This window comes from Pseudarthrobacter sp. 05T312, assembly GCF_056396685.1.
The window spans coordinates 39,848-62,336 of the sequence record NZ_JBFTLY010000015.1 but is presented as its reverse complement, the minus strand read 5'-3'; the positions used below and the strand labels follow the sequence as shown (position 1 = coordinate 62,336).

Sequence of the window (22,489 nt, the reverse complement as noted above, 5' to 3'; positions counted from 1 at the left end):
CATTGCGAAATATCGGATTTTTTGGCAGCGGCGGCCGCGGCGGCAACCGAAAGACTTTCCTGCGTGGGGACACGGGCGGTGGCGGCCCGGCGGTCCGTCATCACGACAGGCCCCGGGACATCCGGCCCCAGGCGCTGCTGACAGCAGCCCTCCTGGCGCTGGAAGGCGGCATGGTGATGCTTCCCGTTGCCGCGACGGCGGCCGGCCCCGACCTGCCCCAGGCCACGAACTGCTCGGTGCGGATCTTCCCGGGCCTTGGCGGCCCCGGCAGCAATGCGATAGGGTCCAGCAGCAACGGCCTGGTCATCGGCATCGCCGACACCGCCGTGGGCGGGTCCGCACCAGTGCTGTGGCGGGGCGGCCAGCCCACGCAGCTGACAATCCCGCTCGACGCCGTAGCCCCGGCCGCGGTGAATGCGTCCGGAGTTGTTGTCGGTACGGGATATGACGCCGCAAACGAGGTCTTGGTCGGATGGTGGTGGCAGGACGGGCAGTACCATCCGCTGCCAGTGAAGCCCGGCGACATCGCAATACCGTCGGCAATATCGGACAGCGGCATCGTGGCCGGGGCCCTGGTGGCCGATGAAGAGCATTCGGACGGCCCCGGCGCCGACGAGGACGAACGCCCCGCCGTCTGGCCCTCCGTGACCACGACGCCGCACGAACTCGCGTTGCCTGCCGGAGCGCGGGGCGGACACGCCTTCGCGATCGGGCCAGACGGGACCGCCGGCGGGGTGGCCCTTGCCGACGACGCAACTCCGGTCCTGTGGTCGCCAAACGGCGCTCCGAAAGCACTCCCCACCCTAAGCGGGAAGGGCGGCGTCGTCCTGGGGATCGATTCGACCGGGCAGGCGCTGGGACAGAGTTCGGTGGCCGACGGAACGCATGCCGTGACGTGGGCTGCTGCCGGTGCAGTAGCCGATGTGGGCGCAGCCGCTGCCGGTCCCAAATCGAGCGCATCGTCAGGCATTGCGGGCGTCACCGTGGGAGCGGGAAGCTCGCCGTCCTTCCGCGGGGAGCGGCCCCAGGCGGTGATCTGGATCGGCAAGAGCGCACGGATCCTGCCGCCAGGCTCTGATGGACAGTTCACCGGCGTGTCCGGATCTGCGAGCTCGGTGTCCCGCCAGGGAGCGAACACCGTTGTCATCGGTTACTCAGCAGCCGACAACGGCCTGCGCCGCGCCACTGAATGGAGCTGCAAGTGAACGCCGCCCGGCTTGTGAGCCACCCGCTGAGATGGGTGCTGGCCCTCCTCCTGGGCATTGCGCTGATTCTTGCCAACTTCTACTACCTGTCAGGTTCGAGAGACTCGGAAGCCAGCGCCGCTACCACCGTGAGCCTTGGATTCGCTGGTGACACCGGGGGAAACACGGTGACCGGCAAGGTCATCGATGCCGCGCACAACGGCGGCGTCGCAGCCATGTTCAACCTTGGAGACCTGTCCTACTCCCAGATCACTCCGGAATCGGCCTGGTGCTCGTTCGTCAAGCAGCACGCCGGGACGATGCCTTATGAATTCATAACTGGAAACCACGAGGACGACGGACCTGATGGAGTGTGGACCAACTTCGCATCGTGCCTGCCGGACCAGCTCGGCTCGGTGGGGAACTATGCCCAGCAGTTCTACACGGATTACCCCGCAAGCAGCCCCTTGGTTCGGATGATCATGGTTTCCCCGAAGCTGACCTACAGCGGTTCGGGCCTCGACTGGTCCTACAAGTCTGGCACCCAGGGCTACAAGTTCGTGACGTCGGCAATTGATTCAGCGCGCGCTGCCGGGATCCCGTTCATTGTGGTGGGCATGCACATGTATTGCCTGTCCATGGTCAACTATCCCTGCGCCGCCAGCCCGGATCTGATGAACATGCTGGTCTCCAAAAAGGTAGATCTGTACCTGCAGGCCCACGACCACGCGTACGCGCGCAGCTATCCGCTCGCGCTCAAGGGCAGCTGCACCGCCATCCCAGTCAGCAGCTTCAACCCTGACTGCGTGGCGTCCACTGATCCGAATGGCCAGTTCGCGGCCGGTACCGGGACGATCCTGGCCACGGTTGGTTCGGGCGGCAGGTCGATCAACAGCGAGAACAACACCACCACTGCGCCGTACTTCCAAAGCTTCATGGGCAGCAACAACAACCCCACCTATGGCTTCCTGAAGGTATCGGTGACCAGTACCACGCTGACCGGTTCATTCGTCCGCGCCTCCGGTGGGACCTACACAGATAGCTTCACTGTCACCAGGTCCGGGCCCTTCCCCACGCCCACGCCGACCCCCACACCGACCCCAACCCCCACACCGACCCCAACCCCAACCCCCACACCGACCCCAACCCCCACACCGACCCCAACGCCGACTCCCACTCCTACACCGACTCCCACCACCACGACGCCGGCCCCGTCCGCCATCGCGGTCCGGTCCACGGCCAGCGGAGCGGGGGAGTTGACCGCGGCGGGCTCGTACACGCCGGGCCTGCCGGCGGGCTGGCAACCGGGCGACACGGTCTTCCTGTTCTCGCAGGTCACCGTCTCCGGGTCGGCGAACACCACTGCCCCGGCAGGGTGGACGCGGGCGGTCGGTGACTTCACGAGCGCAAGCTCCACGTCGGCCCACCAGGCCGTCTGGTACCGAGTGATGCAGTCCGGCGATAGCGCGCCGAGCGTGCCGGAACCCGCCTCCAGGTATGCGTGGTCGACGGTGGCCGTGCAGGGTGCCAGCACCACCACGCCACTGGACGTCACCCCTGCCACTGACACCAACAGCGGAGTGGCCTACCCGGACGTACGGGCACCGTCCATCACGCCGGTGACCCCCGGAGCGCTGCTGCTGACAGCCCATGGCGTGCGGAACGGCACCAACTCGGCAACCACGTCATTCTCGCCGCCGGCGGGGATGGGTGAGCTGGGCGACTCGACGTCGAACATCGCGTCGAAGTCGAACGCGGCCCTGGAAGTGGACTCGCTGGCCCTGACCGATACGTCCGCCACCGGCGCCAAGGTGGCAACCGCATCGTCAAGCTCCGGCACGGTGATCAACCAGTGCGGAACGGCGATCGTCGTGCGGCCCGCCCCATGACCTGACACCGAAGCAGGCGGCGGCACCCAGCCCGGGTGCCGCCGTCGTCCGTTAATCAGCTACCATTTAACCCATCAAGGGGAGTACTCCCGTCTGTGAGTGGCCCGTCAATACGGATGCAGCGAAGCATCCCGGGCCACCGGCTCCGGTAGAACCGGGCGGAGGAGACCTTGGCGTAACTGTCAGCGCCAACCCTTGGAGTACCCCATGCAGGTCACACCGCTCATCTGGATCATCACCATTGGCGTGACGGTCCTGTTCTTCGTTTACGAGTTCTTTGCGCACGTCCGCAAACCCCACGAACCGTCCATTGGCGAGTCGGCACGCTGGTCGGCGTTCTACATCGGGCTTGCGCTGGTGTTCGGCGTCGGGATCGGGACGGTCTCGGGCTGGACGTACGGCGGCGAGTACTTCGCCGGCTACCTCACCGAAAAGGCCCTGTCGGTGGACAACCTCTTTGTCTTCCTCATTGTGATGACTGGGTTCGCCGTCCCCAAGATGTACCAGCAGAAGGTGCTGATGGTGGGCATCATCATCGCCCTCATCCTGCGCGGCGGGTTCATCGCCGTCGGCGCCACGCTGATCCAAAACTTCTCCTGGGTGTTCTACATCTTCGGCGCCCTGCTGCTTTTCCTCGCGTACCGGCAGGCGTTCGGCGGGCACGACTCCAACCCCGCTGACGGCCGTTTCATGAAGCTGGTGCGCCGGGTCCTTCCGGTCACCCCTGAGTACCACCGTGACCAGCTCACCGTGAAGCTGGACGGCAAGCGGTTCGTGACGCCCATGCTGCTCACCATCATCGCCATCGGGTTCGTGGACCTGGTCTTCGCCGTCGACTCGATCCCCGCGATCTACGGCCTGACCAGCGAGGCCTACATCGTCTTCACCGCCAACGCCTTTGCCCTGATGGGCCTCCGGCAGCTGTTCTTCCTGATCGGCGGCCTGCTGGAACGCCTGGTCTACCTGGCGCAGGGACTGGCCGTCATCCTTGCGTTCATCGGCGTCAAGCTGGTCTTCCATGCACTGCACGTCAACGAGCTCACCTTCATCAACGGCGGCCAGCCGCTCCTGTGGGTCCCGGAAATCCCCATCTGGTTCTCCCTGGTTTTCATCGGCGCCACCGTCCTGGCGGCCACGGCGGCCAGCCTGGCCAAAACCCGCGGTGGGCATGCGGCCCAGGGTGCGCACGCAGGCGAGGAAGCGGACACTGCGGCGGGCACCCGGCCGTAGTCCCGGGCCGGCTATGCAGACAAGACGGACGACGGCGGCTCCCGGGGTTGGGTGCCGCCGTCGCGGGATCCCTGCTAGAGGGAAAACGCCCAGCGCCTCCATTTGCCGGGCATTCCGCCCGGCCTGGGGCCCAGGGCGCGTATTCGTTTCTTGTACCAAACGTGCAGCAAGCCCATGAAGGCAACGTTCAGCACAAGCAGTACAGCCACAATGACCACGAGGACATCCTTGCCTTCCTGGTATTCCAGGTAGCCCGCCTGCCCGTACACCAGATCGCCCGTCACCAGTGGCATGACAAGCTCTTTGAGCCAGACAACCGTCCCGCCCAACGCTGCCGGCAAGGGAAAGCCAAGGGCCATAAAGAGCCAGCACTTGCCGGCCAGTCTTCTGCACCGCTTATCCCATGCCGCCGTTAATTCTGGCTGGGCAGTTGCCACGTCCTGCGTCATTTTTCCCCCAATAGCGATTTGATGCGGTGCCTGCCGCCGCCTAGCGTTGCCGCATCGAAAGCACTTCCTGAATCCGGTTCAGGTAAGGCCGCGAATAGCTTTCCCACCACTCGTGTGGGCTGGATGCGAATGCAGCGCCGCCAGGAAGTTCAAGGACAGCTCCCATGGTGAGAATACATCCCGACGGTGTCGGCTCAAGGCGATAGGTGAAGCGCTGATTTATCCTGTCCTGGTTAATTGGCCTGGTCGTTGCCCACCAAGGGCTTTCTTCCCCGATAACCTCAATGATTGAGGCGGATCCGTCCTGCCCGATGAAGCACTGCTGTTCCCCGACACCTTTTGGCGTTCCCGGAACAGTGAATCCGTGCTTGGCATCCGATAACAACACAGCGCTCTCAGCTGGCCGTATGAGGGACCAGACAGTGTGGGCATCGTGCTGGTAGGAAGCAGATGCGTGGAAGCTGTGCACTTCCGCGGGGGCACCGGCCGCGGTTGCACTGATCTCTGCTGCCGATCGGATTGCTTGCTTGTTGTTGCGGTTGATCACAACGGAAATGATGAGCAGCAGCAAAAGCATTGACGTGGCAACCGCAAAGATTCCAAATCCAAGGTCTGAACGGCCGAAATGGCTGATAACGGCGGAGATCACCACTATGGACAGATAACCAGCAAAGAAAAGAGTGTTGTGAAGGACTTTGTATATTGTGACCACCGGCCAATTATCGCGGGACGTGTTGCACCGGAAACCGCTGCGGCCACAGGTTTGGCGCAGGAGTCCGGAAGGATTGTCACACCACGGGCGGAACCGGCAACCTGGGCGGTTTGCAGCCGCTAGGCTCTTCCGTGGCGCCAGCGATCATGGGGGCTGACGCACCAACATTTCACACGAACCAGCCGTTGAACCGGCGCTGTCCTGCAACAGGGACCCGGTGGTAGTCTCCCCGCTATGGCCGTGGACCCTGCACTGCTCAACTGGCTGCTCGACTCCGACCCCGCCCTGAAATGGCAGGTGGAGCGTGACCTGGCCGGCGCGCCGCCCGAGCAGTGGGAGCGAACCCGCGCACGGGTCCGGACGGAGGGGTTCGGTGCCGGGCTGCTGGCGCGCCAGGATCCCGACGGGCAGTGGGCCGGCGGCCCCTACTTTCCCGCCGACTTCGACTTCCACGGACCCGAGGCTGCGGAGGACGCCGGGCAGCCCTGGACCGCCACCACCTGGTCCCTGAATGCGCTGCGGGAATGGGGCCTGGACGCGGCCGCCCTGGCCGGCACCGCCGAAAAGCTCGCAGCCAGCAGCAGGTGGGAGTACCGGGACCTCCCGTACTGGGGCGGCGAGGTGGATTGCTGCATCAATGCGTTCACCCTGGCCAACGGCGCATGGCTCGGGGCGGACGTGGCGGGCATCGCGCAATGGTTTGTTGAGCGCCAACTGCCCGACGGCGGCTGGAACTGCGAATGGGTGGACGGATCCACCCGGTCCTCGGTCCACTCCACCATCAACTCGCTGAAGGGCCTCCTGTACTACGAGGCCGCCACGGGTGGATCGGAGGAGCTCCGTAGCGTGCGGCACCGCGGCGGCGAGTACCTGCTGGAGCGGCGGCTGCTCTACCGGAAGTCCACGGGGGAGCCGGTGGCGCCGTGGGTGGCCCGGCAGGCCTACCCGTTCCGGTGGTTCTACAGTGCGCTGAATGCGCTGGACTATTTCCGGGCGGCAGCCCTGCACGACGGCGCTTCGCCCGATTCCCGGTTGGCCGACGCCATCGAACGGCTGCGGTCAGCCCGGCAAGAGGACGGCACCTGGGTCCAGGAGCGCCGCCATCCGGGCCGGGTCTGGTTCGAAGTGGACGTTCCGGCGGGAGAGCCGTCCAAGTGGGTGACGTTCCATGCAACCAGGGTGCTGGACTGGTGGGACAACGGGCATTCGTTCTAATTTGGCGTGCCCGGTCCGGCTATGGGCGGAGTGCCTTTCTGCAGGGCGCCTCCGGCGATGAGCGCGCCGGACACGAGGAGTACCACAGGCGTCTGGACCACCGGGCCCAGAATCGCGAGCCCCGAATCTACCATCGGTTTCGAAGCGGCGATGAGGCACGCGATGTCCATGGCCAGGGTCACCAGGTAGCTGGCGATGAAACAGGCGATGAGCACCGGCGGCCGGTAATTCCTGGTGACGGCGCGCACCGCCGAGTCGTAGGCCAGATACTTGAGCCCGATGAAGGTCGGCGTGAAGGCCAGGAGGAAGACGACGTCCACCTCTGCCGGAAATTTTAGGAGCGGGACGTTTGCGCGGCCCTGGTAGACGCCGTCGGAATAGAACCACAGGCTGCCCAAATGAATCCCGATCAAGAGCACCGAGACCAGTCCAAACCGCAGCCATGTTCCGCGCCGAGTCATCCCCATTGCCCAGTATGGCGATGCCGGGCACGGCCGTATCAAGGTCCTTGCGGCAATTTTGAGGCGGTGGGGAGGTCTCCCCATGCCGCGCCCTGTCTTTTAGTCCAATCGGTGTGCTTACATGGGCCTGCGCTGCAGCACCTTCGCTGCACCAGCCACCCATCACGTTGGAGTCATCATGAAGTCCTCGCAGGGCACACTGAAATCAAAAGGTATCTCGCTGCTGGTCGCTGCCGGGGTCGCGGCCGGCGCGTCCCTGGTGGCGGCGGTCCCCGCCACCGCGGCGGGCCCGTGCGGTACCGGATACACGTACATTGGTTCGCATCCCATCACCGTGCCGACCTACAGCAAGGACTACCGCTACGGAAAGCCGGGCACCAAAACCGGCTCCATCGACGTGTACTGGAACTCCACGGCCCGCAAGAACTGCTCCGTGGCCTACGCCTATGGACCCACGTACGGGATCAAGATGTACCGCCAGAACATGATCGGCAACTACCCGTCGTACGGCCCGGACGACGTTTCAAGCGATTACTACTCCTATTACGCCGGCCCGGTCTATACCGACACGCAGACTGCCGGTGGCCAGTGCATCACGCTGGACGCCAGTTTCGGCCCGAACTCGACCGACAAATCCAGTTGGGGCGCTGCGTTCTACAGCCCGGTTCACTGCTGACCCCAAAGCGGAATTACGACGGCGGCGCCCGGGGTGGGTGCCGCCGGTCCGGGTTTCTGCGGCAGACTTGGGAGTGCCCTTACGAACGAAAGCAGGATTCCGTGATTACCCTCCAGCAGGACGCTGACGGCTTCGTCCGCATGAACCGGCACTACCCGGCCAGTGTCCGTATCCGGATTGCCTTCAACGACGGCAGCACCGGCGACTTCGCCGGCCGCATCCTCAATAACGCCTACGACGCTGCGGTCGCCGAGTTCCGCGCCAAGAACGGCCTCGACGCCCGGGGGTTCAACCGGGCCCCGGCCGGGCGGACCAACTCCGGCAACAAGGTGGATTTTGTTCCCGTGCATCCGGGCATGGGGGAGTAGCCGCAAATCCGGAGCCCGGTGTTGCTGGGTGATCACACGGATACTTCGTCGGCGTGCCGGTGGGCCACGCGCCACTGGCCGCCCTCGAGTCGGTACACCTGGGTGGCCCGGAGGGTGAGGTCGGTGGGTTTGCCGTCCCGGCGGAAGGAGATCCGTTCGATGCCCGCGGTGTAGGCCATGTCCCCGACGACGTCGACTGCCTGCAACTCGAATTCGTACGATGTGCAGTCCGAAAAGCTGTCTTCCAGGAACCTGAAGGTGCGCTCCACCTCATCCTGTCCGTAAGCGTTGCGGAAGGCTCCGAGGATGCTTACCGGCTCAACCTGCGACCAGATGGCGCGCCGGGGGTCCGCATCGCCGTTGTGCAGGGCGACCTCCGCGTCACGCAGCACAGTACGGATCCATTGGATAAAGACATCGCGCCCACTCATGGCGTCAAGCTACTCGCGCCACGTGGGTCCGGCAAGGGTGGAAATGCAGCCTGTAACTAACTCTGGCCGCTGTCCTGGTGGGCCCTGACGACGAACTGTTCCACGCGCCGGTCCGGAACCAGCCAGATCAGCGCGACGATGGTGAAGACGGCGACTCCCAGCAGCGGCTGGACCAGGGTGAGGGCGATGCCGCTGAGGTAGATGAGCGGGGAGGCTTTGCCCTTCCAGTCCCTCCCCACGGCCTGCGCCAGGGCACCATCCTTTCCCTGCACCGCGATCAGCCGCCGCTCCAGGATGAAGTAGGCGATCGCGGCGCACAGCAGGTTGATGCCGTACAGCAGCACGGGGACCTGCAGGAAGCCGGACTCGTCCATCCACCGCGTGGTGAACGGGAACAGGGACAGCCAGAACAACAGGTGGAGGTTGGCCCAGAGGATGGTGCCGTTCACCCGGCTGGCGAGTTGGATCATGTGGTGGTGGTTGTTCCAGTAGATCCCCACATACACAAAGCTCAGGAGGTACGTAAAGAGGGTGGGCAGGATGGCGGCGACGCCTGCCCACGTTGGTTCCTCCGGGGTATGCAGTTCCAGCACCATGATGGTGATGATGATGGCCAGGACGCCGTCACTGAAGGCTTCAAGCCGGTTCTTGTTCACCCGAATATCATGCACCGAAAGCCGCGGAGCCGGCGTCCACGGGGCTTTGAAGACGTCCCGCAACGCGTGCAGAGACTCACGGAAAGAGATTACTCGGCGACCGTTGAGTTCCTGCGAGAGCACCAGAGCGATAACACAAGGGCTGTACCCCAAAGGAAGAACAGCGGATCCCATAGCAATGCGTGGCCGATCATCGCGTCGAGCTCATACCCACCTTCAGGACGAATTACTCCGCCAAGAACGGCGCCGCTGACTAGCGTGTTCACACCCCCATAGACGACAAGGAGCAGGCCTCCGGCCCAGCTCACCGTACGCCAGAACCTATGCCAAGGCATTCGTTCATACGTGAGCACGACCGGGATTGTCGCTGCCAGCAACTTTCCCGCCGCAACCATGCCAAGCACGAGTCCTCCCTCGAGGGGAGCCTCAACTGATAGCTGGACTGCCCATTGGCCCACCGTGGCCAGGAGCCACTTCCCGCCCAAGGCCCAGTACAAGCTGAACCCGGCATGGGCGGTACCGGCCATGCAGGCCAGCCATACCAACGATCGGCTCAAGGACAGCTTCTTCTCGGGCGTCACCTGGCTCACTCTAGCCAACGGCTGAAGTGCGAACTTTGCTGATCGTGGTGTTTTCGAGGCAGCTGTCCGGAACTTAACGAATTCATTTCACTAGACAGGCTAGCTAGATAGTCTAGTTATATGTAGGCTTACGAATGTTCCTTATGTTGCTTCCTAATGGAGTCGTGAGTTCTTGGTTACTTTCGCCGAAGTGTCAGCGCCTGATCCCCGCCTGGCCGCCGTCATCCCGAGCCAGCGCACCGATTTTTTGGAGGGCAACGCAGGCCTCACCCCACCCACCCTGGACGGCACCACAGCGCCGCAGGGCGGACGGGCGGCCCACAGCGGAACTTCCATGCAGCCCGTAACGCCGGCCATGGGCACGGAGGCGGGGAGTTCCATTCCTGCAGCCGTTGATTCCGGTGGTCTGGCCGGGTTGCTCCGGGAAACCGGTCAGGGAAGTCACCAGGCTTTTGAGGAGTTCTACCGGCGTACTTCACGCCGGGTGTTCGGGATGGTGCGCCGGGTGGTCGTGGATCCCGGCCTCAGCGAGGAGGTGACCCAGGAAGTCTTTATTGTGGTTTGGCGAGACGCCGGCGCCTACGATCCTGCACTGGGTAGCCCGACCACCTGGTTGTTGACAATCGCCCACCGCAAGGCAGTGGACAAGGTCCGCTCACACCAAAGCAGTACCAACCGTGACGCGCGATGGGCAAGTGCCTCCTGGTCCCGTCCCTACGACGAGGTCACAACTTCCGCCCTGGATCGGATGGATGCCCTGCACCTGAGGGACTCGCTGGCAGCACTGTCACCGCTGCAACGCGAAGCGATTCTCCTCGCATACTTCGGCTCGCTCACCTACCGGGAGGTCGCCGAAAGACTTTCAAAACCGCTGCCCACCATCAAGTCGCGGATCCGGGATGGCCTAAAACAACTCCGAGGACAACTCGACCCCGCCTGAAGGCGGCACGCGCGCCGGGTGCCGCAGGGGACCGGGCGTTAGCAGAGGACCGTCCGCTAAATGATGGTCACCGTGCCCGCGTCGCCGTCCACGCGCACTTTCTGCCCGCCGGCCAGCCGCTGGGTCGCCACCCCGGTGCCCAGGACGGCCGGGATGCCGTACTCGCGGGCCACGATGGAGCTGTGGCTCAGCGGGCCGCCCACATCGGTCACCACCGCGGACGCCATGGCGAACAGCGGCGTCCAGGCGGGAGTGGTCATGCGGGCCACCAGCACCTCGCCGGGCTGCATCAGGCCGAAGTCCTCGGGGCCCCGGAGGACGCGGGCGGCCGCCTTCACGTGGCCGGAGCTTGCGCCGGTGCCCTTGATAACGCTGCCGGACTGTTGTTGCGGGCCCCCCGGCATCATCGAGCCGAACGCCTTCTCCATCCACGCTTTTCGCGGGAGCATCTGCGGCGCGGCAGCCTTGGCCTGGCCGCGCCACAGCATCCTGCGCTCCTCGACGGCGGCCGCCCGGACCGGCCGGGACGCTCCGGCCAGGGCCACACCCGGCTCCCCGTCCGCCAGCCCAAACTCCACCGCACCCTGAAGTTCCTGGAAGCGCAGCCAGAACACGTCGTCGGGTACGGCGATGACACCCGACCGCACCAGGCGCCGGCCGAGTTCCCGCAGTATCCGCCGCAGCAGGGGCCAGGCGAGTCCGACGTCGGCCAGCGCGTCCTCGCGCACCGGGGCCGTCTCCTGCGCCCACTTCAGCACCCGGAGAAAGAGTGCCCGGCGCCGCGGGCCCAGGCGCGACGCCACCTCCCGGGTCAGTGCCTCCCGGCGCTCGGTCAGCAGCCGCTGCCGTTCATGCGGGTCGGTGCCCTGCCCGCGCAGGTAGAACTTCACCGTTTCCAGCTGCGCGGACGGGTTGTCCGCCGGCACCGGGGTGGCGAAGTCCAGGTTGTAGACCGCGTGCCCGTAGAGGTCCAGATGCTCCTGGAAGGTGAACCGCCATTCCTGCCACAAGACGTCCTCCACGCCCTCCGGTGCGGAACCTGTCCGCAGGCACTCGGCGAGTTCCGGCGTCGGCCGTTCCAGCAATGCCTTCACCAGCGAAGGGTCGCTGCGCGCCCAGCCTGCGAGGTCGCACAGCGACTTTTCGGCCCGGATGGGTTCGCTGTCGAAGCCCAGCAGGAACTCCTGGGCCGGTGGATCGGCGTCGCGCCGAACGGCCTTGTAGCAGGCCCGGAAGGAGAGTTCGCTCATGTCGGCCAGCGGGATGATGGACTGCACAGCGGTGTAATACACGGTTCCGGCATCCAGGAGCGCCTGCACGCCGGCCAGCAGCTCCGCTCCCGAAAGCCCGGCCGGGGGCTTCGCGGACCAGTCCTTGATGATGCGTTCGTAGCGCGGATGCGAGTAGTCGCGCCATCCGGCGATGCCCATGTGCGCCTTGCCGCCGAACAGTGCGCCCATGGCCGGCACCGTCCTGCCCGTCATCCGCAGCATGGGCCAGGTGCGGTAGTAGTAATACGCGTAGCCGTTGACGGTGGGGAAGCGGACGTCTCCCTCGCGGAGGGAGCCCGGCCCCAGCGCCTGGTTCATCAGGGCGGACAGCGAGCGGGACACTGAGCCGTCGATGAGGTCGGCGAAGAGCGGGGAGAGCGGCTCGGGCATCTGCTCCACGATGCTCGCCCGGAAGTAGAGGCCCTTGGGGTAGGGGACGGGCCATTCCTTGGGGACGTCCGCCGCGGGTTCGGGCAGCGCGGTGATGGGCCGGGACTGGAGCAGGAAGAACCTGGCGTCTGCCCGCGCCCACTCGATGTCCTGCGGGGATCCGAAATGCTCGGTGATCCGCTGGCCGTGGGCGGCGAGCTCAGCCGCCGCGGCATCGTCCAGGACCGGCGCACGACGGCGGGCTTCCGCCACCTTTTCCTCAGCCGTGCCGTCCTCCGCCAAGACTGTCATGACCTCCTTGTCGGCGGTCTGCCGCGCGAGGATCTTGCCCGTGCGGGTGTCCACGGTCAGGTCGTCGGTGGTCACCTGCCCGCTGACCACGGACTCGCCCAGGCCCCACGCAGCGCTGATCACCGTCTGGTCGCGGCGGCCGTTCGAAGGGTTGGCGGTGAACATCACCCCGGCTGCCTCGGCCTCCACCATCTGCTGGATCACGACGGCGAGACGCACCTGGCCGGGCAGCACGCCTTCGCGGGCACGGTACGCCATGGCACGCGCCGTCCAGAGGGAGGCCCAGCAGTTGATGACGGCCGTGGCCAGGGCGTCCAGGCCACGGACGTTGAGGTAGCTTTCCTGCTGCCCGGCGAAGCTGGCGGACGCGAGGTCCTCGGCGGTGGCGGAGGAGCGGACCGACACGGCGGTGTCCCCGCCGCTGAGGCGTTCATACGCTGACTCAAGTTCGGCTTGGATGGCGGCAGGCATGGAGCCCTTGCGGAACAGGGTCCTGATGAGCGCGGAGGCGTGCTCATAGTCGTCCTCCGCCGCTTCGGGTGGGAGCGCAGCCAACTCCTGGATGGCTGCCCCAAGGTTGTTTTCGGTGACGAAGTCCGCGTATGCGGCGGTGGTGAGGACCACCCCCGGCGGGACCGGCAGCCCGGCCCGGATGAGGCCGGCCAGGCCCACGGCCTTGCCACCCGCCCCTGCGATGTCGCTCCGGTCCACGTCGCCCAGGTCCATGACGTAGGTCATGACGATGCCCACATACTGTCCGCCGCCGTCGGCCGTTTCCAAAGCACTGCCGCCAGGACCGCAACCCAGAGCAGGAACGCCCCGATGCTGATGCGCTCGCCGACGCCCAAGACGAGGTTCGGTCCCGGTGCTGCCATGAACGCGACCATACCCATGAGGGCTGACAGGGCGAGCGAGACGATCGAGTAGGCGCGCATCCGGCCGTGGAATCCTGCCGCGACGAAGCACATTGCTGCGACCATGAGGGCCAGTTGCACGTTGGTGGCCACGATATGCGCGGGGATGGAGGAGTCGTCGCCCAGGCGCAGCGGGAAGAGTGCGCCGATGATGTTCCAAAGCCCGTAGGCGGTGAGCAGCCCGGCGCCGATGCGCAGGGCCCGGTTCCCGCGGACAGAGATCCAGGCGCCCACCCCAAACGCGGTGAACAGCACCGTGTAGAGCCACGTGAACGGGACCAGGACCTGGTAGCCGGGGGAGCCCACGGCGAACAGTTCGCTGACCATCTGTTCGGTGCGGCGGTAGCCGGCCCATTGGGAGGCCGCGATCCCGTCGGTGAACACGACATAGAGAAGTGACGACAACGGCCCGGCGGCGAGCAGGGTGGTGCGCAGGGCGCCGGTGTGCCGCCCTTCGAACGGCAGGGCGCGCCCGTGTTCGGGGAGCCGCCCTCCTGCAACTGACATGTCCGGTTGTCCTCAGAGCCCGCGGTCCAGCAAGGGGCGCGGCGCAGGACCCGCGGGCGTTGGCCCTCGCGCCTACCTGTTCCAGCCTGATCCCGGCCGCCCTGGTGCCGCAAGGGCCGAACGGCCTTGGGGGCCGGGTGGGGGACAGCGTGCTGTCCCCCTACTTCCGGCATTGGGTATCCCGGGATATTGACTGCCGTTTTGCAGGGGCATAGCTTCCGCCTTAACGGCGCCAGGACCCGCAATCCCGAGAGTGGGGCGCCGCCTTAGACAGGCCAGGAGGAAGACCATGCCGAAGTATCTGTTCGAAGCAACGTACGTGGGCCAGGGCATCAAGGGGCTCATGCAGGAAGGCGGCACCGCGCGGCGCGATGCCCTGACGGAGGCCCTGAAGTCGGTGGGCGCGACGCTGGAAAGCTTCTACTACGCCTTCGGTTACTACGACGTCCTGGGCGTCTTCGACGCGCCGGACGACGCCAGTGCCGCAGCCTTATCTCTGCTGATCAACTCGTCAGGGACCGTCAACGTCCGGCTGAAGCCGCTCCTGACGGTGGCGGACCTGGACGAAGCCGTGAAGAAGACCCCGTCCTACCGGGCACCGGGACAGTAGGGGAGTGGCGTGCGTTGGCCGGCAGCCCGCCGTCGGGAATGACGACGGGGGGTACCCGGCTTGGGTGCTTTACTGCGGACACTGCCTGGCAGCGAGGAGAGCGAGATCGTAGATCAGTTGCTGGACTTCGCGCTCGCGGCCTGTGGTCCGGGGGACCGGCGCCTGGGAAGGCGCGCGGCGTGTTGGTGGGGGAGCGGGAACGGGCCGGTGCGCGGCGCCCGGAGGCTCCGGCGTCGTCCGTTCATTGGTGCGGGCTGGTGATGCGTCCTGGCTTTTCATGATGTCCCCCGGTCCGGCGTGTGTGGACACTGTAGAAAGCCGCGCCGGCGTACGGAAGGGGTTTTGTCCATCAGGGAGAATAATTGCCGGAATCTTGAGCCAAGACGACCCCGGTCCCGTTGGCTAGGCGTTGTCCGCGCCTTCTCCGGTGTCCTGCCACAGGACATCCAGGTTGTGGAAGGTCACAGGCCCGTCGCACAGCTCGGCCATCCGGGCCGCGAACTCGGACGTTTCCGGCCGGCCGGAATTTTCCATGGCCGAGTCGAAGGAATCGAAGTCCACAATGGTGAAGTAGTGGTTCGGGTGGTCCCTGTCCGCCGTGGCCATGATGCGGCGGAAGGTGGGCCGGGTGGTTCCCTCGGTCCGGGAGGGGCGGCCCAGTTCCTCGATCTCCTTGATGCGGGAGGACGTGAATTCGATGATCTGCACAAATCCGGCCATGATGGCTCCTCGGCGGTGATGGATGCTGATGCGCACGACGGTAAACCCGTCGGCGGCCTGCGCACAGGGGAGAAGTGCCCTAGTTTGCCGGTGTCCACGGGGCGGCTCCCGGCCACCGGTCTCCGTTCGGCGCCGGCGCCCTGTTTCAAGGCGCTGGATTGAACCTTTTCCATGGAAGGCCGTGCCGTCGTCGTACCCTGAATCAAGAGGCAACAAGGGGAGGAAGTTGTGGCGGACACTGCGGCGCACACGACCGTTGACGAAGCGATGGCCCAACTGGCTGAGCTCGAGGATGCAAAGGTTCGCGGGGCGAACGAAAAGCGCGGGGATGACCACGGGGTGAACCTCAGCCAGCTGCGCGCGCTCGCGAAGCGGCTGAAAACCCAGCAGGACCTGTCGGTCCGGTTGTGGGAGACCGGCGATACGGCAGCCCGGCTTTTGGCGCTGCTGGTTTGCCGCCCCAAGGCGTTCCGGCGGGATGAGCTGGATGCGATGCTGCGCGACGCCCGCGCCCCCAAGCTGCAGGACTGGCTGGTGAACTATGTGGTCAAGAAGAGCCCGCACTGCGAGGAATTGCGCACCGCGTGGCTTGCTGACACGGATCCTGTGGTGGCTGCCGCCGGATGGGCATTGACCTCGGACCGCGTGGTCAGGAAACCCGAGGGCCTGGACCTTCCGGCCCTGCTGGACAACATCGAAGCGGAGATGAGGGACGCCCCGGACAGGCTGCAGTGGGCAATGAACACGTGCCTGGCGCAGATCGGGATCGAGCACGCGGCCTACCGGAAGCGTGCCACCGCGATCGGTGAGCGGCTTGAAGTGCTGAAGGATTACCCGACGCCCCCGGGGTGTACGTCGCCGTTCGCCCCGGCATGGATCGGCGAGATGGTGCGGCGGAAAGGGGAGTAGCAGGTTTTACGACGACGGCGCATGCGCAGCTGCTTCCGGCCAGGTGCGGGTGCGGGCTATCCCACGCCCCGGGGCACATTAACGGCCGTTTCCCGGTTTCGGTCCGCGTAGTACGAGCGCATGCCGTGCTTTACGCCCAGCCGGATGATCCAGTACAGCAGCGTGGCGCCCAAGGCGATAGGCACGATCAGCACAGCTGCGTTAAGCAGCATCCATCCAATGTTCACAGTGTTCCCCCAATGTGAGTTTTTCCCAGCCTCTCATGAATGCTGCCCGCACGACGAAGGCTTCGTCCCTGGGGGACGGAGCCTTCGTGAATCAGTGCCGGATCAGGAATCCTGGTTCACGGCGATTACGATCTTGCCGCGGGTGTGGCCTTCCATGTTTGAGCGGAACGCGTCGGCGGCCTTGTCCAGCGGGAACACCTCGGCAACTTCCACGCGGAGCTTTCCGTTGTCCGCCAGGTCAGCGAGCGCCTGCAAATCGGAACCGACCGGGGTGACCCACATCCACTGGCCGCCGTGCTCTTCCACGTCGCTGTCGGCGATGGAGGCGTGCCGGCCGTTTTCGGCCAGGGCGGCCAGCGCGGCTTGCAGGTTTCCGCCGGCGAAGTCTGCAACAACCTCCACACCGTCGGGGCGCAGGGCGCGGACGCGATCTGCGAGCCCGTCGCCGTAGGTAACCGGCTCGGCGCCGAGGGAGCGGAGGAATTCGTGGTTCTTCTCCGAAGCGGTGGCAATGACGCTGGCGCCCTGGGCCACGGCGATCTGGATGCCGAGGGAGCCCACGCCGCCGGAGCCGCCGTGGATCAGGACAGTTTCGCCGGCCTCCAGGCCCAGCCGGTTGAGCACCTGGTAGGCGGTGAGGCCGGCCAGCGGCAGGCCGGAGGCTTCGTTCCAGTCAAGAGCGGCGGGCTTCTTGGCGAGGACACGCTCCGGCAGTGCGATGTATTCGGCGAAGCTGCCGCCGTGGACGTAGTCCTTGCGGCCGTAGGCGATGACCTCATCGCCGGGCTGGAACTGCCGGGAGTCGATGCCTACCGACTCGACAACGCCTGCGACGTCCCACCCGGGGACGGCGGGGAACTGCAGGTCCATGACGGCGTCCAGTCCGCCGGCCATGATCTTCCAGTCCACCGGGTTCACCGCGGCGGCCTTGACCTTGACCTTGACCATCCCGGGCCCGACCTTCGGCATCGGCTGCTCGCCGTATTCGAGGACGTCAGGGTTTCCGTATTCGCTGTAAGTGATTGCCTTCATGGTTGCGACAACCCGTTGGGCGCCCGGGGCTATTCCGTATTGGGCCGGGAAGTGGCGTGGCGCACGGGGGACGACGGCGTCTGTCGCCGTCGTTGCCGAGCGGCCACGCGGGGGTGGGGGATCCACTGGTCCTCAGGGACGGCGGGTGCGACGGCGGGCTGGCGTTAGCTGCGCCGGAATTTCTTGAATCCTGTGGCAACGCTGGGGATTTCGGCATCGACCCGCACATACACTCCCACCATGCGCGTCTTTGACACCACCTACGACTACAAGTCCGACAAACCTGCAAAGACCGGGCCCGACGCGGACAGGGACAGTCCACGGCTTCGCTCAGACCACGAATTGCTGTGGACCAAGACCCTTGGGTCGGGCGTCCTTTTCGCTCCAACCGCGCCGCCTGCCCGGCGCACCGGCTACCTCATCTTCACTGACGCCACCGGGAGCAGGCACTGGTACGGCAGCGATGCCATCACCAACTCCTATACGCGCTGGTCCCGTCCGATGACTCTGGTTCAAGCCATTTCAGGGCTGACCGACGAACAGAAATCCCGCTACCTCAACCCGCCGTACACCATCGGCAGTTCAATGATTTGGCCCGTCAGGACGAAAGACAGGCCCACCATGAACACCGCACGAGGGTTTGGCCCTTCAGGGTGGCTGATCGGCGACCGAATGGACCTGACCCTTGAGTGCATCCGGCGCCACTACGGAGGAGAGCTCGAAAGCCCCCTCACCGGAGTCATCAACGCTTACGCGGACTTCTTCGCGCTCTTTGACGGTTTTGTGGAGTTTGTGGACTTCTTCCATCTTCAGGATCTCGTCACGCCCGCCTATGACGAGGTGCTCTTCCATCTGCCCTTCACCGGCTTCACAGGTTCCGGTGTTCCGGCCACAACGGGGGAGTACGTGACATACCGTGAAGCGACCCTGGAGTTCATCGAGAGGCGAAGCCATCGCATGGCCAAGTGGGTTACAGACAGCCACCCCGAAATAGAGGTCCGGCAGTAGGTCCTGTCCCCTCGCACGAAAATCGGCCGGGAGGCGCCCAACAAGTTACCGTCGCCACCACATTGTCCTGCAACTCGAAGGAGAACCTTTGGACATCTCAACCGCCGCTGCCAGTTCCATCGTGGGAAAGCTTCTGGAAGAGATCTCCTGGGAGAAAGCACGTGACTACCGGGCTGGAGGCCAGGGGCGTGAAAATGTTTTGACGGCAGAGGTGCTGATAGGCCTGGATTTTCTGCCCAGGGAGGCCTTCCTCGGACGCGTGCTAAGGGCGGCGCACGGTGCCAACGAAGCCCGTGGCAGCCTCGCACGCAAAGTTGAGGAGTTGCAGATGCAATTTCTTCCCGGCGATTTCAGCTCCGGTGGAGTTGATGTGAAATCCCGGCTGGTAGTCCAACCCGACGCCATATTCGAGACTCCCAACACATACACCCTGGTCGAGGCCAAACGCATCAGGTATGGCAGTTTCCAGCCCGAACAGCTGGCGCGTGAATACATCCCCTGATGTCGAGGACAGGCCCAGCTGTGCCCCTGCTATTGCTTCTGGGTTGGCCCCGCCCGTCCGATTCAAAGGCACGGGGCTACTTGAGATCGAGGAAGCTGTGGGCAGGTTCCTGGGTCCGGTGCTGGACCGTGTCGCTGACCCACTTCTTCCTTCGAAGCCCGAGCTCATGGAGCGCATCCGGAGGTCTTTTGCTGGATTTCCTGGCCCGAGCTGGACGATAGTGTCCGCGACGCCGTAGCCACCTACCCCGCTTCGGATTCTTCCGGGGATGCATCTGTTCAGCGGATGGCCGCTTTCGTACTGAACGCTATCAGCTGGCACGCCTGAGCTTTCCGGTAGCTAAGCCCAGTTCGGACTCTTCCAGGGTTCGGCGCGGCCTTACGACAACCCGGCGCAGATGTCCTGTTGCTGGCCGGACGAGCTGATCAAGGTAAAGACGCCGGTATCAAGGTCGACGGTGTAGACAATCCGACCCGTGTACTGGATCGCGGAGGGAGTCAGTTCCTGGGGGAGGTCACTGGGAAACAAGATCAGGCCGTAACTCCCGGTGGCAGTAACAGTGACAACATTGTTCGCGTCCGGGGCCGATATGATCTCGGCTGATCCGTTCGTTTCGAAAGTCAGGGACTCGCCTGACTTCACGTTTGTATACGTCACAAGGTAACCCTTGCCGGAAGTGATCTGTCTGCCGTTCTTGAAGGTCTTGACGCGCGCATTGGCGTCAGTTCCTTCAACTCTTAACTTGAAGTCGCAGCCCTCCCCGGCCTTGATCACGGTCGGAAGGAGGTCTGAACGAACCGGTGGAGGAGCGGCAACGGCTGACGAAGAACCAGCGATCAAGGCAACTGCGAGTGCGGCAATGCGTGACAAGACTTTCATCAAAATCTCCGGGGTGCGGCAGCCTCTTCGGGCTGCAAATGGCTACCGGAGAGGCGCGGGCTGGCCGGGCTTGTCCGATAGGTGCCCACATGGGCGAGCCGACCACCCGGGGTCAAGATCCGCACCACCGGAATACCCACATTTTTTGGTGCACGGGACGTCGGGTTGTCGGTAGATGACGGCCCGTTTCGGTAGTTACGAGCTGGGTCGCAGTACGGTGGTGCAGCCCAGAACCCGCACCCTTTGCGGCAGGCGATCCGGGCTTTTCTGATGCCCGCCAATGACTGTCCTCGCCTTGAGAAGAGGGTACTGCTAACGGATTGCGACCGCTCTACCTAAAGGATGAAACGCGCCACCCTTCTCTGAGGGACCTGGCTACCTAAGTGCAGGGGATCGGGGCTACTGCGCAAGATCGACGTAGGCGTGCCAATACCTGGCGTTCTGCCTCGACGAGGCCAAAACCACCAGGCCCGTCTGGCTGCTGACGTTTTGTTTGGTTGACGTCGGGTCGTTGATGTCCGTGTCGGTACCGCTGCTGATATTGGGAGTGCCGGCACCGGGTGCGAAGGAAACGTTGTCGATCGGCGACTTCTTGTAATAGATGGTTCCACCCTCTTCGGGGGCCACCGCAAACATCCAGATTTCGCCGTGCTCTTCATCAATCATGACCATCGGCCTGGTGTGGAGGTCGTCCACGGCGCCAAACTCGGCGCTGCTCCAGTTGCCCCGGGCATCGCGTACCAGGAGCGCCACCAGCGTTTGGCCCACCTTCCTGTTGGCGGTCTTGATCGCCGCGAAGAGGCGGCCGCTGCCGTCGCTGGCCAGTTGCCTGAGATTGAGGTGATCGTTGGCGCAGCCTCCGGTGCAGTTCTTGCCCCCGCCGTAGGCCACCTCTGTCTGCCACGAGTCCTCCGGCTGGCCGTCCTGGTGGATGGCGAAGTAGAACTTCTTTTGCCCCGGCCGCTGGTTGCTCCACATGATGCCCATCTTGTCGCCCTGGAATGACGTGACGGCGGAGATGTCGTCGTAGTGCACCTGGGCGTTGGTGGTCGGCAGGACGAACGGGGTGCCCCACGCCGTGTCGCCGGTGGTTGAGTGGTTGACGTAGACGCGGTTGCTGTTGTCGGCGGACACCGCGGTGTAGGTGACCCACAGCTTGCCGAGGGAGTCCTTGGCCACCGTTATCGATTCCGTGCTGCCACGGTGCAGCGTGACGGGGAATCCTGCGTCCTCTGAATAGGTCTTGGCCGAGGTGTCATAGCTGAACCGGTGCAGCTCAGCGGACCCGGACGTCACGGCTTGCTGGGACGGTGGCGAGTTCCATTCCGAGCGCACCGTAGTGCTGGACACGACGTAGAGCTTGCCTTCCGTTGCGTCCCAGAGGACGTCACCGCGCGCCGTCTGCCGCGGGTCGACGACTGTCGCCGTCTCCTGCCACGTCTGGGAAGCGGCATCAAGCCGGTGGATCGTTGTCGCATGTGCGGACTCGCTCCAGAGCAGCCCCCACCAACTCCCATCCTGGAACCAAAGCTTGCTCTGCGCCTTGTCCGCCGTCGGCGTCCGGATGCCGTCGGCAGCAAATGAGGGGCCCGGGATTCCGACGTCGGCTGCCTGGGCGGAGACAGGCAGCGCCACTGCGCTGGTGGCGGCGAGGAGGAGGGCGATGAAGAGGCGGAGCGGGCGCATAACAGTCAGTCCCCTTTGACCTATGTCAGTGGTACCGGGGCCGTTTCAACGCCTCCCGGCGGGATCACCATACGTCCGCAGGCCACGCAAGGATTGCAGGGTTGCCAGAAAGGGGAGCCAATGGGGGAGGACTTTAGGTAGTCAAGGGCGGATGCCGGGAAACCCTACCGGGGCGGCGGGTATCAGCTTTGGGCGGCGTCGTTGGCTTCGAGCCACTCCTGGAACGTCTGGCGGCCGACGGCGGATCCCGGCGCCGGGACCAATGGTCCATTGTCATGCCCGGCGTCCGGAGTTAGCATCTGATTCCGGCCCGGGAGGTGCAGATGCTCGACGATGCAGACCTTATGGACGCGCTGCGGCGTCACTGGGACCACTCCGGTATCGATGAGGATGTGGCCCACGAGATCTATCACGACGACGCGGTGCTTGAATTTCCGCAGTCCGGAGAACGGTTCGAAGGGGTGCAGAATTTCCGCGAATGGCGGCGTCAGTATCCGGCCAAACTCAAGTTCCATACCCGACGAATCACCCATCGCGATGACCTGGTGGTTTTCGAAAACCTGATCAGCTACGACGGTGGTCCTTGGATGTACACCGTCAACCTTCTGGAATTCCGGGACAACCGGTTCGCGCATGAGCGCATCTACATCATGGACGGCTGGGATGCTGCGGAGTGGCGGACACCCTGGCGCGCTGACCAGCCTGCAGACCCGCCGCCTCCTGCCCCTTAGCTGCCTGACGCCAGGGGTGC

26 protein-coding genes are annotated in these 22,489 nt (G+C 64.8%); 13 read left to right on the top strand and 13 right to left on the bottom strand.

The genetic code is table 11. The features are described 5' to 3' along the window. Positions 1 to 2 precede the first annotated feature (2 nt). From AC1DIP_RS16725 to AC1DIP_RS16715, 3 genes are all read left to right on the top strand, one after another. On the top strand, positions 3 to 1,205 hold the full coding sequence (locus AC1DIP_RS16725; protein WP_476209682.1) for a hypothetical protein: 1,203 nt from the start codon (positions 3 to 5) through the stop codon (positions 1,203 to 1,205). Next, positions 1,202 to 3,073, top strand: coding sequence for a metallophosphoesterase family protein (locus tag AC1DIP_RS16720; RefSeq protein ID WP_477734397.1), 1,872 nt, complete (start codon positions 1,202 to 1,204; stop codon positions 3,071 to 3,073). Before AC1DIP_RS16725 ends, AC1DIP_RS16720 begins: the two co-directional genes overlap by 4 nt. 207 nt (positions 3,074 to 3,280) lie before the next feature. Further along, positions 3,281 to 4,303 carry a TerC family protein gene (locus tag AC1DIP_RS16715; RefSeq protein ID WP_477734396.1) on the top strand — a complete coding sequence of 341 codons (1,023 nt, stop codon included), beginning with the start codon at positions 3,281 to 3,283 and terminating at the stop codon, positions 4,301 to 4,303. A 74-nt stretch (positions 4,304 to 4,377) separates the two neighbouring features. Here AC1DIP_RS16715 and AC1DIP_RS16710 read toward each other — a convergent pair whose 3' ends face one another. Both AC1DIP_RS16710 and AC1DIP_RS16705 read right to left on the bottom strand, forming a co-directional pair. Then, positions 4,378 to 4,752, bottom strand: a complete 375-nt coding sequence (locus AC1DIP_RS16710) for a hypothetical protein (RefSeq protein WP_476209688.1) — start codon at positions 4,750 to 4,752, stop codon at positions 4,378 to 4,380. A gap of 40 nt (positions 4,753 to 4,792) precedes the next feature. After that, positions 4,793 to 5,464 (bottom strand): hypothetical protein, encoded by a 672-nt coding sequence (locus AC1DIP_RS16705; protein ID WP_476209690.1) that lies wholly within the window; start codon positions 5,462 to 5,464, stop codon positions 4,793 to 4,795. 234 nt (positions 5,465 to 5,698) lie between these two features. Between AC1DIP_RS16705 and AC1DIP_RS16700 the strand changes: the two genes are divergently transcribed. After that, the gene (locus tag AC1DIP_RS16700) at positions 5,699 to 6,679 is read left to right on the top strand and encodes a squalene cyclase (protein WP_476209692.1); all 981 of its coding nucleotides are present in this window, start codon (positions 5,699 to 5,701) and stop codon (positions 6,677 to 6,679) included. Here the strand turns inward: AC1DIP_RS16700 and AC1DIP_RS16695 are convergent. Then, a complete protein-coding gene (locus AC1DIP_RS16695; RefSeq protein ID WP_476209694.1) occupies positions 6,676 to 7,140 on the bottom strand; it encodes a hypothetical protein in 465 nt (154 codons plus the stop codon). The genes AC1DIP_RS16700 and AC1DIP_RS16695 overlap by 4 nt on opposite strands. A gap of 178 nt (positions 7,141 to 7,318) precedes the next feature. Between AC1DIP_RS16695 and AC1DIP_RS16690 the strand changes: the two genes are divergently transcribed. Both AC1DIP_RS16690 and AC1DIP_RS16685 read left to right on the top strand, forming a co-directional pair. Further along, positions 7,319 to 7,816 carry a hypothetical protein gene (locus AC1DIP_RS16690; protein ID WP_476209696.1) on the top strand — a complete coding sequence of 166 codons (498 nt, stop codon included), beginning with the start codon at positions 7,319 to 7,321 and terminating at the stop codon, positions 7,814 to 7,816. A 101-nt stretch (positions 7,817 to 7,917) separates the two neighbouring features. Next, positions 7,918 to 8,184: a hypothetical protein gene (locus tag AC1DIP_RS16685; RefSeq protein WP_477734395.1), complete on the top strand. Its 267-nt coding sequence runs from the start codon at positions 7,918 to 7,920 to the stop codon at positions 8,182 to 8,184. Between the two features lie 32 nt (positions 8,185 to 8,216). On the opposite strand, the gene AC1DIP_RS16680 is transcribed toward AC1DIP_RS16685, so the two are convergent. The 3 genes from AC1DIP_RS16680 to AC1DIP_RS16670 form a co-directional block, all read right to left on the bottom strand. Further along, positions 8,217 to 8,615, bottom strand: coding sequence for a YybH family protein (locus tag AC1DIP_RS16680; protein ID WP_477734394.1), 399 nt, complete (start codon positions 8,613 to 8,615; stop codon positions 8,217 to 8,219). Between the two features lie 56 nt (positions 8,616 to 8,671). Next, on the bottom strand, positions 8,672 to 9,271 hold the full coding sequence (locus tag AC1DIP_RS16675) for a TMEM175 family protein (RefSeq protein ID WP_477734393.1): 600 nt from the start codon (positions 9,269 to 9,271) through the stop codon (positions 8,672 to 8,674). A gap of 89 nt (positions 9,272 to 9,360) precedes the next feature. Beyond that, positions 9,361 to 9,729 (bottom strand): DUF3995 domain-containing protein, encoded by a 369-nt coding sequence (locus AC1DIP_RS16670; protein WP_477734434.1) that lies wholly within the window; start codon positions 9,727 to 9,729, stop codon positions 9,361 to 9,363. On the opposite strand from AC1DIP_RS16670, the gene AC1DIP_RS16665 reads away from it, so the two are divergent. Together AC1DIP_RS16665 and sigK are read left to right on the top strand one after the other, a co-directional pair. After that, entirely contained in the window at positions 9,617 to 9,877 is a 261-nt protein-coding gene (locus AC1DIP_RS16665) for a hypothetical protein (protein ID WP_477734436.1), read from the top strand. The two genes, AC1DIP_RS16670 and AC1DIP_RS16665, sit on opposite strands and share 113 nt — an antisense overlap. A gap of 147 nt (positions 9,878 to 10,024) precedes the next feature. Beyond that, positions 10,025 to 10,792: an ECF RNA polymerase sigma factor SigK gene (gene sigK, locus AC1DIP_RS16660; RefSeq protein WP_477734392.1), complete on the top strand. Its 768-nt coding sequence runs from the start codon at positions 10,025 to 10,027 to the stop codon at positions 10,790 to 10,792. A gap of 56 nt (positions 10,793 to 10,848) precedes the next feature. On the opposite strand, the gene AC1DIP_RS16655 is transcribed toward sigK, so the two are convergent. Both AC1DIP_RS16655 and AC1DIP_RS16650 read right to left on the bottom strand, forming a co-directional pair. Further along, the gene (locus AC1DIP_RS16655) at positions 10,849 to 13,482 is read right to left on the bottom strand and encodes a PEP/pyruvate-binding domain-containing protein (protein WP_477734433.1); all 2,634 of its coding nucleotides are present in this window, start codon (positions 13,480 to 13,482) and stop codon (positions 10,849 to 10,851) included. Then, positions 13,479 to 14,165: a DUF998 domain-containing protein gene (locus AC1DIP_RS16650; protein ID WP_477734391.1), complete on the bottom strand. Its 687-nt coding sequence runs from the start codon at positions 14,163 to 14,165 to the stop codon at positions 13,479 to 13,481. Before AC1DIP_RS16650 ends, AC1DIP_RS16655 begins: the two co-directional genes overlap by 4 nt. A gap of 289 nt (positions 14,166 to 14,454) precedes the next feature. On the opposite strand from AC1DIP_RS16650, the gene AC1DIP_RS16645 reads away from it, so the two are divergent. After that, positions 14,455 to 14,775, top strand: coding sequence for a GYD domain-containing protein (locus AC1DIP_RS16645; RefSeq protein ID WP_476209708.1), 321 nt, complete (start codon positions 14,455 to 14,457; stop codon positions 14,773 to 14,775). Positions 14,776 to 15,177: 402 nt separating this feature from the next. Here the strand turns inward: AC1DIP_RS16645 and AC1DIP_RS16640 are convergent, their stop codons facing one another. Beyond that, on the bottom strand, positions 15,178 to 15,495 hold the full coding sequence (locus tag AC1DIP_RS16640; protein WP_477734390.1) for a hypothetical protein: 318 nt from the start codon (positions 15,493 to 15,495) through the stop codon (positions 15,178 to 15,180). 267 nt (positions 15,496 to 15,762) lie between these two features. On the opposite strand from AC1DIP_RS16640, the gene AC1DIP_RS16635 reads away from it, so the two are divergent. Continuing rightward, a complete protein-coding gene (locus tag AC1DIP_RS16635) occupies positions 15,763 to 16,404 on the top strand; it encodes a DNA alkylation repair protein (RefSeq protein WP_477734432.1) in 642 nt (213 codons plus the stop codon). Between the two features lie 56 nt (positions 16,405 to 16,460). Here the strand turns inward: AC1DIP_RS16635 and AC1DIP_RS16630 are convergent, their stop codons facing one another. Then, positions 16,461 to 16,616, bottom strand: coding sequence for a hypothetical protein (locus tag AC1DIP_RS16630; RefSeq protein WP_477734389.1), 156 nt, complete (start codon positions 16,614 to 16,616; stop codon positions 16,461 to 16,463). A gap of 117 nt (positions 16,617 to 16,733) precedes the next feature. After that, a complete protein-coding gene (locus tag AC1DIP_RS16625; RefSeq protein WP_477734388.1) occupies positions 16,734 to 17,663 on the bottom strand; it encodes an NADP-dependent oxidoreductase in 930 nt (309 codons plus the stop codon). Positions 17,664 to 17,903: 240 nt separating this feature from the next. On the opposite strand from AC1DIP_RS16625, the gene AC1DIP_RS16620 reads away from it, so the two are divergent. Further along, positions 17,904 to 18,671 carry a DUF6994 family protein gene (locus AC1DIP_RS16620; RefSeq protein ID WP_477734387.1) on the top strand — a complete coding sequence of 256 codons (768 nt, stop codon included), beginning with the start codon at positions 17,904 to 17,906 and terminating at the stop codon, positions 18,669 to 18,671. Between the two features lie 88 nt (positions 18,672 to 18,759). Next, complete coding sequence (locus tag AC1DIP_RS16615; RefSeq protein ID WP_477734386.1) at positions 18,760 to 19,173, top strand: hypothetical protein; 414 nt, start codon at positions 18,760 to 18,762, stop codon at positions 19,171 to 19,173. Between the two features lie 378 nt (positions 19,174 to 19,551). On the opposite strand, the gene AC1DIP_RS16610 is transcribed toward AC1DIP_RS16615, so the two are convergent. Both AC1DIP_RS16610 and AC1DIP_RS16605 read right to left on the bottom strand, forming a co-directional pair. Further along, complete coding sequence (locus tag AC1DIP_RS16610; protein ID WP_476209718.1) at positions 19,552 to 20,052, bottom strand: hypothetical protein; 501 nt, start codon at positions 20,050 to 20,052, stop codon at positions 19,552 to 19,554. Positions 20,053 to 20,451: 399 nt separating this feature from the next. After that, positions 20,452 to 21,738: a hypothetical protein gene (locus AC1DIP_RS16605; protein WP_477734385.1), complete on the bottom strand. Its 1,287-nt coding sequence runs from the start codon at positions 21,736 to 21,738 to the stop codon at positions 20,452 to 20,454. 323 nt (positions 21,739 to 22,061) lie between these two features. Here AC1DIP_RS16605 and AC1DIP_RS16600 point away from each other — a divergent pair, with 323 nt between their 5' ends. Then, positions 22,062 to 22,469, top strand: a complete 408-nt coding sequence (locus AC1DIP_RS16600; protein ID WP_477734384.1) for a nuclear transport factor 2 family protein — start codon at positions 22,062 to 22,064, stop codon at positions 22,467 to 22,469. Positions 22,470 to 22,489: the final 20 nt, after the last annotated feature.